The following is a 17,160-nucleotide window of genomic DNA, read 5'->3' as shown; positions in this document are numbered from 1 at the left end:
GTGATACTCATCACATCGACGAAACAACGTCACTTATACAAAAATCACCTGCGAGAGATTAATTATGAAAACTATCAATACTGTTGTTGCTGCTATGGCTCTTTCAACTCTGTCATTTGGCGTGTTCGCGGCGGAACCGGTAACGGCATCCCAGGCACAGAACATGAATAAAATCGGCGTGGTTTCTGCCGATGGCGCATCCACCCTCGATGCCCTGGAAGCAAAACTGGCTGAGAAAGCGGCAGCAGCCGGTGCTAGTGGATACAGCATTACTTCCGCCACCAACAACAATAAATTAAGCGGTACTGCGGTAATTTATAAGTAATTCGTAGGACGGATCAGGCGTTTACGCTACGTCCAGCACAAGTATTTCCCTGTCTATTTGCCGACAGACGCATGTGCTCCAACCCTCATTGATCCTATGTTACCCTTGTTTGCCCGTCCGTCACTGGACGGGCTTTTTTTAGCTGACTGATTGCTGGCAGAAAGTCTGCAACGTCTCTTCTGATATACCAATCTGCCGCGCTGCGTCGCAAATTGCCTGCCAGCTTCCGGCATCCAACGGGATCCCCATCTCCTGCCGTTCGCGACGCGTGTTCACTTCCCACTCACCCGGCAGCAAAATCGGTTTATCGTCATCATGCGGCGAGGCTTTCACCCACTCGGCAAAGGCTTCGGACTGCGTTGCACAATCTGGCGCACCGAACAGCTCCGGGTTAATGATAATGGTCGTCATGCAGTTAAAACCGGCATCGGGGCTGTGCTGCAATGTTTCCTGATAAGTAGTTTTGCCGCCAGAAAGTGCACCACCGAGAATTTCGCACATCACTGCCAGGGCATAACCTTTATGTTCAGCAAAGGCCAGCAACGCTCCTAACGGTGACTCCAGCATGACTGCCGGATCGGTCGTTGGCACGCCATTAACGTCGATCAGGCAACCAGGTGGTACGGGCACGCCTTTATGCCAGGCCACACGCGCTTTACCAAACGCAATGGTGCTGGTGGCGTAATCAAGCAACAGCGGGAAATTATCTTTTCGGGGAAAGACCACGCAGAACGGATTTGTGCCAAAGCGACTGTCACGACCACGGAACGGCGCGACAGCCTTACTCCCTACCACACTGACAAAGTGGATAGAGACAAAACCCGCCGCCGCGCACTGTTCCGCCCAATAACCAATGCGCCCGATATGATGTGAGTTACGCAGCGCCACGGCAGCAATGCCGTGGTGACGTGCTTTTTCAATCCCCAGAGCCATGGCCTCATATGCAGCGACCTGACCACATGCACGATCGCCATCAAGCGTGACCACAGCCCCCGCATCTTTGACAATTTTGGCGTGATGGTTGATCTGCAAATAGCCCTGCTGCCAGGAACGCACATAATTCGGGATCATGCCAATACCATGTGAATCATGTCCTGCCAGATTTGCTGCGATTAAATGATCTGCTACTAATTTTGCTTCCTGTTCCTCGCTACCCATCTGACGAAACACAGTCAGGACAAAGTTGTGCAGCGTCCGGGCATCAAAGCGATGACCACTTTCCATGGTTAACTCCTGTTTATGTTATATGCCTGTTGTTTTTTTATGCTGCGCGCCGCACACGGGAAGGTCAATAAAGATGCTGCACTTTCATGGTGCAGTGGAGTAAAGACCGGATGACAGTCATCATCCGGCTGAGGAAGAAATTAAAAGGATTGTTTAATGCGCGCCAGACCATCGCTAATGGTTGCCACTTCGCCCGCCGCCGCCAGACAGCAAGCCATCTGGATGTTCAGTGACTCAGGAATTGGTTCGTTGCCTGCCAGGCAACGCTCAATCCACTTCGCCGTGGTTTCCGGGTCTTTTGCTTGTGGCAGTAGCTCGTTGCCAGCAGTGTCCTGTTTTTCATACAGCACCCGCATCCCTTCGCGGTCAATAAGATTTATTTGCGGGCAGCGTTGCGGATTAGCATAGACTTCGCCTTCGGTGCCGTGCATTAACAGCGCCCGTCCGCCAATATCGCTAAAGAATTTCGCGACTCGCCCGATGTATTCCGGATGCGAGACGCTGGAAAGACGCAGTGCCTCACCTTCGGCAAACGGTGTCGCCAGTTTCGCCAGGGTATGCGCACTGTTACGCACGCCCATCCGCCAGCGCATTGCCAGTTGTTTTTCCAGCGGCGGGCAAAACGCGCCTACGGGCATAAATACCGGCTGGTGCTCGTCAAGCTTCGCCTGTGCTTGTCCGGCATGTAGCGTTGGCGCAATCCCCATCAGTTGAAAAATGGTTTCGGTCAGCACGCGAGTCGGATCTTCACTCACGCCGTGAACCACCACCGGAAAACCGAGTTTATGCAGCAGAATCGCCAGCAACGGTGTCAGGTTGGCCTGTTTACGCGCACCGTTGTAACTGGGGATGACAATCGGCATCGGCTTGCCGGCGGGGGGCGTTAGCTTGATGGTGTGATTTTGCATGGCTTCGTAAAAGCCGAGCATCTCTGCTTCCCCTTCCCCTTTGATACGCAGTGCAATCAATACACCACCCAACTCAAGGTCAGGCACTTCGCCATTGAGCATATGGACATACAGACCGCGCGCCGTATCCTGATCCAGATCGCGCGCGTGGTTTTTTCCGCGCCCGATCTCTTTGATGATTTTGCGATAGTCCATTTACGACTCCTTACCTGACTCACATCATTAACGCCGCCGACGGCGTGGGGATTTCGCTTTTTCTTTCTTTTTAACTATACCTTCAGGGACTTCCGGTTGCTCTATCGGAAATACCGGTAATGCGTCCAGTAGTCGCTTGCCATAATTTTTGGTCAACAAGCGTTTGTCGTAGATAACCACCTCGCCCCAGCAACTGTGGCTTCGAATAAGACGCCCAACCTGCTGAATCAGATTAAACGAAGCACTCGGCAGGCTTTGCACCTCAAACGGGTAGCGGTTAAGACTTTTTAGCCATTCGCCTTCGGTAATCACCACTGGACTGTCGATAGGCGGAAAGGCGATTTTATGGATATGCACCTGGCTGAGCAGATCGCCTTTCAAATCAAGCCCTTCGGCAAATGACTGTAAACCTACCAGTACACTGCGTTCACCGTTAGCGACGCGTTTGCGATGCAGTTCAACTAAGCGGTAGCGCGGCTGATCGCCCTGCACTAACAGCATCAGACGTAAATCCGTCACATAGTCGAGAAACCTCTGCATCGCCCGTCCGCTGGCAAACAGCACCAACATGCCGAGATGCTTTTTGCTCTCCACCTGCTCACGGAAAAAGGCGGCCATTTCGGCAATATGCTGCTCTTCGCTGTCGATAGAAGGCTCAACGCGCATCCGGGGAATAACAATTTTGCCCTGCTCACAGTGGTTGAACGGTGAATCCAGCGCCACGAAGCGATCGCCCGCTTTTTCTTTCAGCCCGCTCATCTCCTGCAAACGCGAAAAACTGTTCAACGAACGCAAGGTCGCGGAAGTGACAATAATGTGCGGAATGCTGCGCCACAGCAGCCTTTCCAGCTGATCGCTGACGCGGATCCCCACGCAGTGAAACCAGAGATGTAGCTGCCCGTCACGCTCTTCCCGCGTCGCCCATTTGGTCACTGGCGCACCGGAAGATTGCGCCAGCGAGGCCAGCCGCCAGAGTTTGCTTTGCGCCTCAAACATCCCCAGCGCGCGGTTCATCTGCAAAATAAGCCGATGCAGGCGCACAATGTCATGGCTGCCGGTTTTCTCGCTTAAATCGTTAAGGAACAGTTCTGCCAGACCACGCAACATCTCTGTCAGTTTCGCCAGCCGCTGGCAGATCTCCAGCACTTCATCAGGCAGTTCGCCCATCGCAAACCGGTGCTCTGCCTCCTGCCCGGCAGGCATATAGAGATTGAGAATGTTGTTTAAAGAGGCGATAAGCTCATACAATTCTTCACAATGCGCATTCAAACGTTCAGGGATCGCCAACGGCGGGATCGTCTTCGGGCGAAACTGCTCCATGCAGGTGGCGACCAGTTTCGTGAACAAGTCAAGTTGCAGCCGATACCAGGGCGCGGTGATTTCGGCGCTCATCTCCAGCGCATCCCGCGCCACGTCCGGCAGGTGATGCCCTTCATCCAGCACCAGCAGCAAGTTTTTCGGGTCTGGCAATACCGCTTCGCTTTCCATCGCCGCCATCACCAGCGCATGGTTTGCCACCACCACTTCCGCTTCCTGAATCTCCCGACGAGCCACAAAAAACGGGCATTCGCGGTAGTAGTAACAGTTGCGGTTCAGGCAACTGGCTTTGTCGGTACTCAAACGGCGCCAGAGATCGTCATCAATAGCGATATCCGTATGATCGCGCAGGCCATCCCATTTATAAGTGTCGAGATCGCCCTTCAGCTTTGCACAGCGTTTTTGCTCTTCCTGATTATTAGGCGTCAGTTCGTCGTCAAGAAAAGCGAGCAGATCCTGTTGCGTGGGTTCAGTGCTGGCGAGCGCCGTCAGATTGCGCGGGCAAACGTAGCGCCCACGCCCAAAAGCGGCAGTGAATTTAAGATCGGGAATGATCTTTTTCAGCAGCGGTAAATCTTTGCTGTAAATCTGATCCTGCAATGCCACGTTGGCGGTACTCACCACCAGCGTTTTTTGCTCTTCGCGGGCAATGGCGATGCCGGGGATCAAATAGGAGAGCGTTTTCCCAACGCCGGTGGGGGCTTCAATCGCCAGATGCCGCCCTTCTTCTCCGGCCAGCGTTTTGGCGACGTCCGCAATCATCTGCCGCTGCGGCGCACGGGGAATAAAGTCGGGGATCTGTTCCTGAAGCGCCTTATACCAGGCGGCAATTTGCGCTTTAAGCGCGGCGGTTAATGCCATGAGAAAACCTGAAATACTGTATAAACAGCCAATATTGTGGCATTTTTCGGTTTTCAGGGGTAATGGTTTTTCTGTTTCTGGAAAGCGGCTCGCAATAACGTTTTCCGGATGTGGGGATTTCCCGCATCGGGAGAAACATCATTGTCAGCAATCTTATGCCGGGCATAGCCCGGCATAAGATTGCTGACAAACTGGCTTAATAGCCAAAAACAGGTACGGTTTTCCCCCTCAGCCTTTTAGGGAGAGGGTCGGGGTGAGGGGACTGTCCAGGCACTTTTGGGACTTTGTCATCAGTCTGCTGCCGGGCATAGCCCGGCATAAAATATTACTGCGCAGCGGCAGGTTTACGCGGACGGCGGCGACGTTGTTGTTCGCCTGCTGGTTTGGCATCGCCGAGGCGGCGAGATGGTTTTTCTGCGGGTTTCGCGTTACCAGGCTTCGCTCCACCTTCAGCGCGGCGTGGCTGCTGTTGACCGCGACCACCACCTTGCCCACGACCGCCGCCACTGCGTTGCTGGCGACCATTCTGGATCGGTTCGGCTTTGATTGACGGGTCCGGCTCATAACCCGGAATCGCAATACGCGGGATCTCTTTTTTCAGCAGTTTTTCGATATCGCGCAACAGTTTGTGTTCATCAACACACACCAGCGATAACGCTTCGCCGGTGGCGGCGGCACGACCGGTACGCCCGATACGGTGGACATAATCTTCCGGTACGTTTGGCAGCTCATAGTTGACGACGTGTGGCAACTCTTCGATATCCAGGCCACGCGCGGCGATATCAGTCGCCACCAGCACGCGAATATCACCCGATTTAAAATCGGCCAATGCACGGGTACGCGCACCTTGCGATTTATTACCGTGGATCGCCGCACTGCGAATGCCATCTTTATTTAATTGTTCAGCCAGATGGTTAGCGCCATGTTTGGTACGGGTAAACACCAGCACCTGCTGCCAGTTGCCTTTACCAATCATGTGTGACAGCAATTCCCGTTTGCGTTTCTTATCGACAAAGTGAACGTGCTGGGTTACCTGCTCAGAGGCGGTATTGCGGCGTGCAACTTCGATTTCCAGCGGGTTATGCAGCAGTTTTTCTGCCAGAGCTTTAATCTCGTCAGAAAAAGTCGCGGAGAACAGCAGGTTCTGGCGCTTCGCGGGCAGTTTTGTTAACACACGGCGAATATCGTGAATAAAGCCCATATCGAGCATACGGTCAGCTTCATCAAGGACGAGGATTTCTATCTGATCCAGCTTCACCGCATTCTGGTGTTCCAGATCCAGCAAACGCCCCGGCGTTGCCACCAGCACATCAACACCGCCACGCAGCTTCATCATCTGCGGGTTAATGCTGACGCCACCAAACACCACCAGCGAACGAATGTTCAGGTATTTGCTGTAATCACGGACGTTTTCACCAATCTGCGCCGCCAGTTCACGGGTCGGGGTAAGAATGAGCGCGCGCACCGGACGACGCCCTTTGGCGTGCGGCTCGCGGGAAATCAGGTGTTGCAACAGCGGCAGCGTAAAGCCCGCTGTTTTGCCGGTGCCGGTCTGGGCACTGGCCATCAGGTCGCGACCTTCCAGCACCGCAGGGATCGCCTGCTGCTGAATAGGGGTGGGTTCACGGTAACCTTGCTCGGCAACGGCGCGCAGGATATCAGGGCTTAAACCCAAAGAATCGAAAGACATAACTACTCCGAACCGCCCCGACCGTTACCGGTGTAGTTTTCAGGGAGATACTGAAAAGGAAAATGACAAAAACCACAATGTCATGAGGGAGCGGAGTGTAGCAGTTTTTGTGACGCAGCGCATAAATTATCCCTGTGACTGACGTTGCTCAAATTCTTAGCCATACTGGACAACGCGAAAAATGAGTCATAATCTTAATCAATCATTTGATTAAGAATGGGCTGTGCTATGAATAGTCCTGCCATGACAACCAAAGGTGAACAGGCGAAAAAGCAGCTGATTGCTGCTGCACTGGCGCAGTTTGGTGAGTATGGAATGAACGCCACCACCCGCGATATCGCCGCCCTGGCCGGGCAGAATATCGCTGCTATTACCTATTACTTCGGTTCGAAAGAAGATTTATATCTCGCCTGCGCCCAGTGGATTGCCGATTTTATTGGCGAGCAGTTCCGTCCGCACGCCGAAGAAGCCGAACGCTTGTTCGCACAACCACAGCCTGATCGAGCAGCTATCCGTGAACTGATCCTTCGCGCCTGCAGGAACATGATTAAGCTGCTCACCCAGGATGACACCGTCAACCTCAGTAAGTTTATCTCTCGTGAGCAGCTCTCTCCTACGGCGGCCTACCATCTGGTGCACGAACAGGTGATTAGCCCGTTACACAGCCATCTTACGCGTCTGATCGCCGCCTGGACCGGTTGTGATGCCAACGATACCCGTATGATCCTCCATACCCATGCATTACTTGGCGAGATTCTGGCGTTTCGTCTCGGCAAAGAAACAATTCTGTTACGTACCGGCTGGACTGCGTTCGATGAAGAAAAGACCGAACTGATTAACCAGACGGTAACCTGTCATATCGACCTGATTTTGCAAGGATTATCGCAAAGGAGTTTGTAGTGATGAAAAAACCTGTCGTGATTGGACTGGTGGTTGTGGTACTTGCCGCCGTGGTTGCCGGAGGCTACTGGTGGTATCAAAGCCGCCAGGATAACGGCCTGACGCTGTATGGCAATGTGGATATTCGCACCGTGAATCTAAGCTTCCGTGTCGGTGGTCGTGTTGAGTCGCTGGCGGTGGACGAAGGTGATGCGATCAAAGCGGGCCAGGTTCTGGGCGAACTGGATCATAAGCCGTATGAGATTGCCCTGATGCAGGCGAAAGCAGGCGTTTCGGTGGCACAGGCGCAGTACGACCTGATGCTTGCCGGGTATCGCGATGAAGAAATCGCTCAGGCCGCCGCAGCGGTGAAACAAGCGCAAGCCGCGTATGACTATGCGCAGAACTTCTATAACCGTCAGCAAGGGTTGTGGAAAAGCCGCACCATTTCGGCAAATGACCTGGAAAATGCCCGCTCCTCGCGCGACCAGGCGCAGGCAACGCTGAAATCAGCTCAGGATAAATTACGTCAGTACCGTTCCGGTAACCGTGAACAGGATATCGCCCAGGCAAAAGCCAGCCTCGAACAGGCACAGGCGCAACTGGCGCAGGCGGAGCTGAATTTGCAGGATTCGACGCTGGTCGCACCGTCTGATGGCACGCTGTTAACCCGCGCAGTAGAGCCTGGCACGGTACTCAATGAAGGCGGCACGGTGTTTACCGTTTCACTAACTCGTCCGGTGTGGGTGCGTGCCTATGTTGACGAACGGAATCTTGACCAGGCCCAGCCGGGGCGCAAAGTGCTGCTCTATACCGATGGTCGCCCGGACAAGCCCTATCACGGGCAGATTGGTTTCGTTTCACCAACCGCTGAATTTACCCCGAAAACCGTCGAAACGCCGGATCTGCGTACCGACCTCGTCTATCGCCTGCGTATTGTGGTGACCGACGCCGATGATGCGTTACGCCAGGGAATGCCAGTGACGGTGCAATTCGGTGACGAGGCAGGACATGAATGATGCCGTTATCACGCTGAACGGCCTGGAAAAACGCTTTCCGGGCATGGATAAGCCCGCCGTCGCGCCGCTCGACTGCACCATTCACGCTGGTTATGTGACGGGGTTGGTAGGGCCGGACGGCGCGGGCAAAACCACGCTGATGCGGATGCTGGCCGGGTTGCTGAAACCTGACAGCGGCAGGGCCACAGTTATCGGTTTTGATCCGATCAAAAACGACGCTGCGCTGCACGCGGTGCTCGGCTATATGCCGCAGAAATTCGGTCTGTATGAAGATCTCACGGTGATGGAAAACCTCAATTTGTACGCGGATTTACGCAGCGTCACCGGTGAAGCACGTAAACAGACTTTTGCTCGCCTGCTGGAGTTTACGTCTCTTGGCCCGTTTACCGGACGTCTGGCGGGCAAGCTCTCCGGTGGGATGAAACAAAAACTCGGCCTGGCCTGTACCCTGGTGGGCGAACCGAAAGTGTTGCTGCTCGATGAACCCGGCGTCGGCGTTGACCCTATCTCACGGCGCGAACTGTGGCAGATGGTGCATGAGCTGGCGGGCGAAGGGATGTTAATCCTCTGGAGTACCTCGTATCTCGACGAAGCCGAGCAGTGCCGTGACGTGCTGCTGATGAACGAAGGCGAGTTGCTGTATCAGGGGGAACCAAAAGCCCTGACACAAACCATGGCCGGACGCAGCTTTCTGATGACCAGTCCACACGAGGGCAACCGCAAACTGTTGCAACGGGCATTGAAACTGCCACAGGTCAGCGACGGCATGATTCAGGGGAAATCGGTACGTCTGATCCTCAAAAAAGAGGCCACACCAGACGATATTCGCCATGCCGACGGGATACCGGAAATCAACATCAACGAAACTACGCCGCGTTTTGAAGATGCGTTTATTGATTTGCTGGGCGGTGCCGGAACCTCAGAATCGCCGCTGGGTGCAATATTGCATACGGTGGAAGGTACACCTGGCGAGACGGTGATCGAAGCGAAAGAACTGACCAAGAAATTTGGTGATTTTGCCGCCACCGATCACGTCAACTTTGCCGTTAAACGCGGGGAGATTTTTGGTTTGCTGGGGCCAAACGGCGCGGGCAAATCGACCACCTTTAAGATGATGTGCGGTTTGCTGGTGCCGACTTCCGGCCAGGCGCTGGTGCTGGGGATGGATCTGAAAGAGAGTTCTGGGAAAGCGCGCCAGCATCTCGGCTATATGGCGCAAAAGTTTTCGCTCTACGGCAACCTGACGGTCGAACAGAATTTACGCTTTTTCTCTGGTGTGTATGGCTTACGCGGTCGGGCGCAGAACGAAAAAATCTCCCGTATGAGCGAGGCATTTGGCCTGAAAAGTATCGCTTCCCACGCGACCGATGAACTGCCATTAGGTTTTAAACAGCGGCTGGCGCTGGCCTGCTCGCTAATGCACGAACCGGACATTCTGTTTCTTGATGAACCGACCTCCGGCGTCGATCCCCTCACCCGCCGCGAGTTCTGGCTGCATATCAACAGCATGGTAGAGAAAGGCGTCACGGTGATGGTCACCACCCACTTTATGGATGAAGCGGAATATTGCGACCGCATCGGGCTGGTATATCGCGGGAAGCTGATTGCCAGCGGTACACCGGACGATTTGAAAGCGCAGTCGGCTAACGATGAGCAACCCGATCCCACTATGGAGCAAGCCTTTATTCAATTGATCCACGACTGGGATAAGGAGCATGGCAATGAGTAATCCGATCCTTTCCTGGCGTCGCGTGCGGGCGCTGTGCGTCAAAGAGACGCGGCAGATCATTCGCGATCCAAGTAGCTGGCTGATTGCGGTGGTGATCCCGCTGTTGCTGCTGTTTATTTTTGGTTACGGCATTAACCTCGACTCCAGCAAGCTGCGCGTCGGGATTTTGCTGGAGCAGCGTAGCGAAGCGGCGCTGGATTTCACCCACACTATGACCGGCTCGCCCTATATTGACGCCACCATCAGCGATAACCGTCAGGAACTGATCGCCAAAATGCAGGCGGGGAAAATTCGTGGTCTGGTGGTGATTCCCGTGGATTTCGCCGAACAGATGGAGCGCGCCAACGCGACCGCGCCGATTCAGGTGATCACTGACGGCAGCGAACCGAATACCGCCAACTTTGTGCAGGGTTATGTCGAAGGGATCTGGCAGATCTGGCAAATGCAGCGGGCAGAGGACAACGGGCAGACCTTTGAACCGCTTATCGACGTCCAGACACGCTACTGGTTTAACCCGGCGGCGATAAGCCAGCACTTTATTATCCCCGGAGCGGTAACCATTATCATGACGGTCATCGGCGCGATCCTCACCTCGCTGGTGGTGGCGCGGGAGTGGGAGCGCGGCACTATGGAGGCTTTGCTCTCTACGGAGATTACCTGCACGGAACTGCTGCTGTGTAAGCTGATCCCCTATTATTTCCTCGGTATGCTGGCGATGCTGCTCTGTATGCTGGTGTCGGTGTTTATTCTCGGCGTGCCCTATCGCGGTTCGCTGCTGATCCTGTTTTTTATCACCAGCCTGTTTTTACTCAGTACGCTGGGGATGGGGCTGCTGATTTCTACGATTACCCGCAACCAGTTCAACGCCGCTCAGGTGGCACTGAACGCCGCTTTCCTGCCGTCGATTATGCTTTCCGGCTTTATATTTCAGATAGACAGTATGCCAGCGGTGATCCGCGCGGTGACGTACATTATTCCCGCACGTTATTTCGTCAGCACCCTGCAAAGCCTGTTCCTCGCCGGGAATATTCCGGTGGTGCTGGTAGTGAATGTGCTGTTTTTGATCGCTTCGGCGGTGATGTTTATCGGCCTGACGTGGCTGAAAACCAAACGTCGGCTGGATTAGGGAGAAGAGCATGTTTCATCGCTTATGGACATTAATCCGCAAAGAATTGCAGTCGCTGCTGCGCGAACCGCAGACGCGGGCGATTCTGATTTTACCCGTGCTGATTCAGGTGATCCTGTTTCCGTTTGCCGCCACGCTGGAAGTGACCAACGCCACCATCGCCATCTACGATGAAGATAACGGCGAGCATTCGGTGGAGCTGACCCAGCGTTTTGCCCGCGCCAGCGCCTTTACCCATGTGCTGCTGTTGAAAAGTCCGCAGGAGATCCGCCCAACTATCGATACGCAAAAGGCGCTACTGCTGGTGCGTTTCCCGGCTGACTTCTCACGCAAACTGGATACTTTCCAGACCGCACCGTTGCAGTTAATTCTCGACGGGCGTAACTCCAACAGTGCGCAAATCGCCGCCAACTACCTGCAACAGATCGTCAAAAACTATCAGCAGGAGCTGCTGGAAGGAAAACCGAAACCCAACAACAGCGAACTGGTGGTACGCAACTGGTATAACCCAAATCTCGACTACAAATGGTTTGTGGTGCCATCACTGATCGCCATGATCACCACTATCGGCGTGATGATCGTCACTTCACTTTCTGTCGCCCGCGAACGTGAACAGGGAACGCTCGATCAGCTACTGGTTTCGCCCCTCACCACCTGGCAGATATTCATCGGTAAAGCCGTACCGGCGTTAATTGTCGCCACGTTTCAGGCCACCATTGTGCTGGCGATTGGTATCTGGGCGTATCAAATCCCCTTCGCCGGATCGCTGGCGCTGTTCTACTTTACGATGGTGATTTACGGTTTGTCACTGGTGGGATTCGGTCTGCTGATTTCATCACTCTGTGCAACGCAACAGCAGGCGTTTATCGGCGTATTCGTCTTTATGATGCCCGCCATTCTGCTTTCCGGTTACGTTTCACCGGTGGAGAACATGCCGGTATGGCTGCAAAACCTGACGTGGATTAACCCTATCCGCCACTTTACGGACATTACCAAGCAGATTTATTTGAAGGATGCGAGTCTGGATATTGTGTGGAACAGTTTGTGGCCGCTACTGGTGATAACGGCCACGACAGGGTCAGCGGCGTACGCGATGTTTAGACGCAAGGTGATGTAACTTTTTATCTTTCGCCAGTAACGACACCACCGCCGGGCCGGCAAGGATCGCCAGCCCTGCAATTGCCAGCAAATAGTTGTTTTCCAGTACGCGGGACAACAGCCACAGCACAATCAGCGCTGCGCCAAAATACCAGGTGGTGGTCAGCTCTTCCAGTACGTCTGCCACCTCGCGCCAGCGTTGTTCGGGGTGGCGCTGAAACACCAGCATCATCACTACCGTTACGCAATACAGCACGCACAATCCCACGCCGACGTGAACCAGGGTTTTACTCATCCAGCCCACCACCAGCAGCGCCACTACCAGTAAATGCAACATAATCTGCCAGCAACTTAGGCCAGTTGCGACACGAACACGTTGTTGCCACTTCATGGCTTCTCTCCTGAAGAATTTATCTCTACTAACTCAGAGTACCGAACTTTACGGAAAATTCCGTAAGACCGCACCTTTTTGTGACGCCGACTACACTATTTCAATGAGATAAGAGGCAAAGACAGGAAAATTATGCCCGATCAAACACAACAATTTTCGTTCAAGGTACTCACCATCAATATTCACAAAGGCTTTACCGCGTTTAACCGACGCTTCATTTTGCCGGAACTTCGCGACGCCGTGCGCACCGTCAGCGCCGATATTGTTTGCCTGCAGGAAGTGATGGGCGCGCACGAAGTTCATCCGCTGCATGTGGAAAACTGGCCCGATACCTCGCACTACGAGTTTCTTGCCGACACCATGTGGAGCGATTTTGCCTACGGTCGCAATGCTGTGTATCCAGAAGGGCATCACGGAAACGCGGTGCTGTCACGCTATCCCATTGAACATTATGAAAATCGTGATGTTTCTGTCGATGGAGCGGAAAAACGTGGCGTACTGTATTGCCGCATTGTGCCACCGGTGACCGGGAAAGCGATTCATGTGATGTGCGTGCATCTTGGCCTGCGTGAGGCGCACCGTCAGGCGCAGCTTGCGATGCTCGCCGAATGGGTGAACCAGCTTCCGCCCGACGAACCCGTTTTAGTGGCGGGTGATTTCAACGACTGGCGGCAAAAAGCCAATCATCCCTTAAAAGTACAGGCCGGGTTGGATGAGATATTTACCCGCGCCCACGGACGCCCGGCGCGCACGTTTCCAGTGCAATTTCCTCTACTACGTCTGGACAGGATCTATGTCAAAAATGCCAGCGCCAGCGCGCCAACCGCGTTGCCGCTGCGGACATGGCGACACCTTTCTGATCATGCCCCTTTAAGTGCGGAGATTCATTTATGAAATGTAGCTGGCGCGAAGGCAATAAGATCCAGTTGCTGGAGAACGGCGAGCAATATTATCCCGCTGTATTTAAAGCGATTGGTGAGGCGCAAGAACGCATTATTCTTGAAACGTTTATCTGGTTCGAGGATGACGTCGGTAAACAATTACACGCAGCATTGCTGGACGCTGCACGACGCGGGGTTAAAGCGGAAGTCTTGCTGGATGGCTACGGTTCGCCGGATCTCAGCGATGAGTTTGTCAATGAACTGACGGCGGCTGGCGTGGTGTTTCGTTATTACGATCCCCGCCCTCGCCTGTTCGGTATGCGCACCAATGTGTTTCGCCGGATGCATCGCAAAATTGTGGTGATCGACGCACGTATCGCCTTTATTGGCGGGCTGAATTACTCCGCCGAGCATATGTCCAGCTACGGTCCAGAGGCTAAACAGGATTACGCGGTACGCCTCGAAGGGCCAATTGTCGAAGATATTCTGCAATTTGAACTGGAAAACCTGCCAGGACAGAGCGCGGCACGACGCTGGTGGCGACGTCATCACAAAGCGGAAGAGAACCGCCAGCCGGGAGAAGCGCAGGTATTGCTGGTCTGGCGCGATAACGAAGAACATCGCGATGATATCGAACGTCACTATCTGAAAATGCTCACTCAGGCGCGGCGGGAAGTGATTATCGCCAACGCCTACTTCTTCCCCGGCTATCGATTTTTACACGCCTTGCGTAAAGCGGCACGGCGCGGGGTGCGGATCAAACTGATCATTCAGGGCGAACCGGATATGCCGATTGTCAGAGTCGGTGCGCGTTTGCTGTATAACTATCTGGTTAAAGGCGGCGTTCAGGTTTTTGAGTACCGCCGCCGCCCGCTCCACGGCAAAGTGGCGTTGATGGACGATCACTGGGCGACAGTAGGGTCCAGTAATCTCGATCCGCTCAGTTTGTCACTGAATCTCGAAGCAAATGTCATCATCCACGATCGTCATTTTAACCAGACGCTGCGCGATAATCTGAACAGCATTATCGCCGCAGATTGTCAGCAGGTCGATGAGACCATGCTGCCAAAACGCACCTGGTGGAACCTGACCAAAAGCGTGCTGGCATTCCACTTTTTACGCCATTTCCCGGCACTGGTGGGCTGGCTTCCGGCGCACACGCCACGTCTGGCGCAAGTTGATCCGCCCGCGCAGCCGGCAATGGAAACTCAGGATCGGGTAGAAACTGAAAATACGGGGGTGAAACCCTGATGAGTAAATCACACCCGCGCTGGCGCTTAGTAAAGAAGATCCTCACCTGGCTGTTTTTTATCGCGGTGATTGTGTTGCTGGTGGTCTACGCCAAAAAGGTGGACTGGGAAGAGGTCTGGAAGGTCATCCGTGACTACAATCGCGTTGCGCTGCTCAGTGCGGTCGGGCTGGTGGTCGTCAGTTATCTGATTTACGGCTGCTATGACCTGCTCGCTCGCTCTTACTGCGGTCATAAACTGGCGAAACGTCAGGTGATGCTGGTGTCGTTTATCTGCTACGCCTTCAACCTGACGCTTAGTACCTGGGTTGGCGGCATTGGTATGCGCTATCGTCTTTACTCCCGCCTGGGATTACCGGGTAGCACTATTACACGGATTTTCTCGCTGAGTATTACCACCAACTGGCTGGGCTATATTTTGCTGGCCGGGATTATTTTTACCGTGGGCGTGGTGGAACTGCCGGATCACTGGTATATCGATCAAACCACGCTGAGTATTCTCGGCATTGGTTTGCTGCTGATAATTGCAGTCTATTTATGGTTTTGCGCTTTCGCTAAACACCGCCATATGACCATCAAGGGGCAAAAGCTGGTGCTACCTTCATGGAAATTCGCCCTTGCCCAGATGCTGATTTCCAGCGTTAACTGGATGGTAATGGGAGCGATTATATGGCTGTTACTCGGTCAAAGCGTGAACTATTTCTTTGTACTGGGCGTGTTGCTGGTTAGTAGTATTGCTGGCGTCCTCGTGCATATTCCGGCGGGGATTGGCGTGCTGGAAGCGGTGTTTATCGCGCTACTGGCAGGGGAACATACATCAAAAGGAACGATTATCGCCGCTCTACTCGCTTACCGTGTCCTGTACTACTTTATCCCGCTGCTGCTGGCGCTGATTTGTTATCTGGTACTGGAAAGTCAGGCGAAGAAGCTACGGGCGAAAAATGAAGCGGCGATGTGATGTTCAGTTAAGTTCTTTGGTTTGTGCAGATTGTTAGCAACGTGCTATTTGTTCATGGCGGATGCGGCGTGAACGCCTTACCCGCCCAACACAACTAATGCGTTTCTGCATTCTGATACGCTACAGCCCTTTAACAAAGTATGTTTTACGCCAGAGTAATGTTTGTTGTTTCCTTAGTAATCATCAGGGGACATCTGGCGATGTCCTCTCAGCATAAAATTACAGCGGATTCGGACTGGCTTCGCGATAAGAAACCTTTTTCTTCGGTGATGTAAAGGTGTCTCGCAGATCTTTATATTCAAATATTTTGGCACGGGTGCCATCAGTTACTGGAATAGAGGAGTGCGGACGATAACACTGAGATAATGGCGAATTGCAATGCTCTTCGTGGGTAGAGATGCCCAGCCAGTCAAGAATCATCGCATAGTTATTAAGCAATGAATAAACTTCTTGAATGTGTCCAAGTTTACGCGGTTGACTGGCGATAGCAGCCTGGCTATACCAGATAAATTGCGGTACATCGTAGGCTTCTTTACTGGGAGTATCTGCGGCGTGCATATAATACGATGGAATATTGGGATTTTTCTCCAGACCGTGGTCAGAAAAATAGAGTAATGAGGATTTACTTCCCTCCAGTCTTTTCATGATTTCGCCAATGATGTAATCGGTAAATCGTATGGAGTTGTTGTAGCAATCCTCGTATTTATCCCCAGTTTTAATTTTATCTGCCCATTCAGGGTAGCGTGTACAGGCAATTTCATGGCTACCATTACCATGTAGCAGTATTAATTTCTTACCCTTGACTTTTAATGCTTCATCCAACAACGGCAGAAGGCTATCATCGTATTCCTCGCTTACCCAATGTGTATTATTACTGGAACGACCAATGAGCGTAATATAGTTATTATGCTTCCCGGACATACCCACGGTACTTAACCAGGTAGTCTGATACCCCACTTTATTAGCTACGGCAATAACATTATTTGATAAGTCCGCAGTGGTAAAACTTTCTGTTGTCGCTTTACTGAGGATCATCGGAACAGAAGTTACTGTTGCCGCCGCTGGAGAAACTGCATTATCAAAGATAAGCGCCTGTGGTCCAATCTCATTTTGTACAGGCGTGGTATTGATACCAAAGCCATACAAACTCATATTACTGCGCCGTACAGACTCCCCTACGATAATAACATAATTTTCAATATCCGTTTCTTTAGCGATCAATCCCGGTAAATCCAGGTAATGACTCCAACTTATTGATAGTGTTTTATGTTCAGATAATGCCCGATGACTTTGTCATGCAGCTCCACCGA

The 17,160-nt window shown here is 53.0% G+C and carries 17 protein-coding genes; 9 read left to right on the top strand and 8 right to left on the bottom strand.

The genetic code is table 11. The features are described 5' to 3' along the window. Nucleotides 1-64 precede the first annotated feature (64 nt). Nucleotides 65-325 carry a DUF1471 family protein YbiJ gene (gene ybiJ / locus FC814_RS08495; protein WP_000849301.1) on the top strand — a complete coding sequence of 87 codons (261 nt, stop codon included), beginning with the start codon at nt 65-67 and terminating at the stop codon, nt 323-325. A 13-nt stretch (nt 326-338) separates the two neighbouring features. Here the strand turns inward: ybiJ and ybiE are convergent, their stop codons facing one another. From ybiE to rhlE, 5 genes are all read right to left on the bottom strand, one after another. Continuing rightward, nucleotides 339-398, bottom strand: a complete 60-nt coding sequence (gene ybiE, locus FC814_RS23090; protein ID WP_211180490.1) for a protein YbiE — start codon at nt 396-398, stop codon at nt 339-341. Nucleotides 399-463: 65 nt separating this feature from the next. Next, a complete protein-coding gene (locus FC814_RS08490; RefSeq protein WP_000443549.1) occupies nt 464-1,549 on the bottom strand; it encodes a malate/lactate/ureidoglycolate dehydrogenase in 1,086 nt (361 codons plus the stop codon). A 140-nt stretch (nt 1,550-1,689) separates the two neighbouring features. Continuing rightward, on the bottom strand, nt 1,690-2,652 hold the full coding sequence (gene ybiB, locus FC814_RS08485; protein WP_137325806.1) for a DNA-binding protein YbiB: 963 nt from the start codon (nt 2,650-2,652) through the stop codon (nt 1,690-1,692). A gap of 27 nt (nt 2,653-2,679) precedes the next feature. Beyond that, complete coding sequence (dinG, locus tag FC814_RS08480; protein ID WP_137325805.1) at nt 2,680-4,830, bottom strand: ATP-dependent DNA helicase DinG; 2,151 nt, start codon at nt 4,828-4,830, stop codon at nt 2,680-2,682. A gap of 325 nt (nt 4,831-5,155) precedes the next feature. Beyond that, a complete protein-coding gene (rhlE, locus tag FC814_RS08475; protein WP_137325804.1) occupies nt 5,156-6,520 on the bottom strand; it encodes an ATP-dependent RNA helicase RhlE in 1,365 nt (454 codons plus the stop codon). A gap of 228 nt (nt 6,521-6,748) precedes the next feature. On the opposite strand from rhlE, the gene cecR reads away from it, so the two are divergent. Genes cecR through FC814_RS08450 form a run of 5 tightly spaced genes read left to right on the top strand, consistent with a single transcriptional unit; the run spans nt 6,749 to nt 12,390 of the window. Beyond that, the gene (cecR, locus tag FC814_RS08470) at nt 6,749-7,420 is read left to right on the top strand and encodes a DNA-binding transcriptional regulator CecR (protein ID WP_105290361.1); all 672 of its coding nucleotides are present in this window, start codon (nt 6,749-6,751) and stop codon (nt 7,418-7,420) included. A 2-nt stretch (nt 7,421-7,422) separates the two neighbouring features. Then, on the top strand, nt 7,423-8,418 hold the full coding sequence (gene hlyD, locus FC814_RS08465) for a secretion protein HlyD (protein ID WP_024165208.1): 996 nt from the start codon (nt 7,423-7,425) through the stop codon (nt 8,416-8,418). Then, nucleotides 8,411-10,147, top strand: a complete 1,737-nt coding sequence (locus FC814_RS08460; RefSeq protein ID WP_137325803.1) for an ATP-binding cassette domain-containing protein — start codon at nt 8,411-8,413, stop codon at nt 10,145-10,147. The genes hlyD and FC814_RS08460 overlap by 8 nt, the downstream gene beginning before the upstream one ends. After that, nucleotides 10,140-11,273: an ABC transporter permease gene (locus FC814_RS08455; protein WP_137325802.1), complete on the top strand. Its 1,134-nt coding sequence runs from the start codon at nt 10,140-10,142 to the stop codon at nt 11,271-11,273. The genes FC814_RS08460 and FC814_RS08455 overlap by 8 nt, the downstream gene beginning before the upstream one ends. A 10-nt stretch (nt 11,274-11,283) precedes the next feature. Beyond that, nucleotides 11,284-12,390, top strand: coding sequence for an ABC transporter permease (locus tag FC814_RS08450; protein ID WP_000469029.1), 1,107 nt, complete (start codon nt 11,284-11,286; stop codon nt 12,388-12,390). On the opposite strand, the gene FC814_RS08445 is transcribed toward FC814_RS08450, so the two are convergent. Continuing rightward, the gene (locus FC814_RS08445; protein WP_000871987.1) at nt 12,352-12,762 is read right to left on the bottom strand and encodes a YbhQ family protein; all 411 of its coding nucleotides are present in this window, start codon (nt 12,760-12,762) and stop codon (nt 12,352-12,354) included. The two genes, FC814_RS08450 and FC814_RS08445, sit on opposite strands and share 39 nt — an antisense overlap. Before the next feature lie 132 nt (nt 12,763-12,894). Here FC814_RS08445 and FC814_RS08440 point away from each other — a divergent pair, with 132 nt between their 5' ends. The 3 genes from FC814_RS08440 to FC814_RS08430 are packed head-to-tail and all read left to right on the top strand — an operon-like array spanning nt 12,895 to nt 15,850. Then, on the top strand, nt 12,895-13,656 hold the full coding sequence (locus tag FC814_RS08440) for an endonuclease/exonuclease/phosphatase family protein (RefSeq protein WP_001113359.1): 762 nt from the start codon (nt 12,895-12,897) through the stop codon (nt 13,654-13,656). Continuing rightward, on the top strand, nt 13,653-14,894 hold the full coding sequence (gene clsB, locus FC814_RS08435; protein WP_137325801.1) for a cardiolipin synthase ClsB: 1,242 nt from the start codon (nt 13,653-13,655) through the stop codon (nt 14,892-14,894). Before FC814_RS08440 ends, clsB begins: the two co-directional genes overlap by 4 nt. After that, nucleotides 14,894-15,850, top strand: a complete 957-nt coding sequence (locus FC814_RS08430; protein WP_137325800.1) for a YbhN family protein — start codon at nt 14,894-14,896, stop codon at nt 15,848-15,850. Before clsB ends, FC814_RS08430 begins: the two co-directional genes overlap by 1 nt. Nucleotides 15,851-16,069: 219 nt before the next feature. Here FC814_RS08430 and FC814_RS08425 read toward each other — a convergent pair whose 3' ends face one another. Further along, the gene (locus tag FC814_RS08425; RefSeq protein WP_301546361.1) at nt 16,070-17,071 is read right to left on the bottom strand and encodes a phosphoethanolamine transferase; all 1,002 of its coding nucleotides are present in this window, start codon (nt 17,069-17,071) and stop codon (nt 16,070-16,072) included. A 29-nt stretch (nt 17,072-17,100) separates the two neighbouring features. Next, nucleotides 17,101-17,160: IS1 family transposase (locus FC814_RS23460; protein ID WP_071528444.1), on the bottom strand; the 60-nt coding region annotated here is incomplete at its 5' end.

Origin of the sequence: Escherichia sp. MR, assembly GCF_005280595.1 — a bacterium.
GTDB lineage: Bacteria > Pseudomonadota > Gammaproteobacteria > Enterobacterales > Enterobacteriaceae > Escherichia > Escherichia ruysiae.
This window is presented reverse-complemented; position numbering and strand designations above follow the sequence as displayed.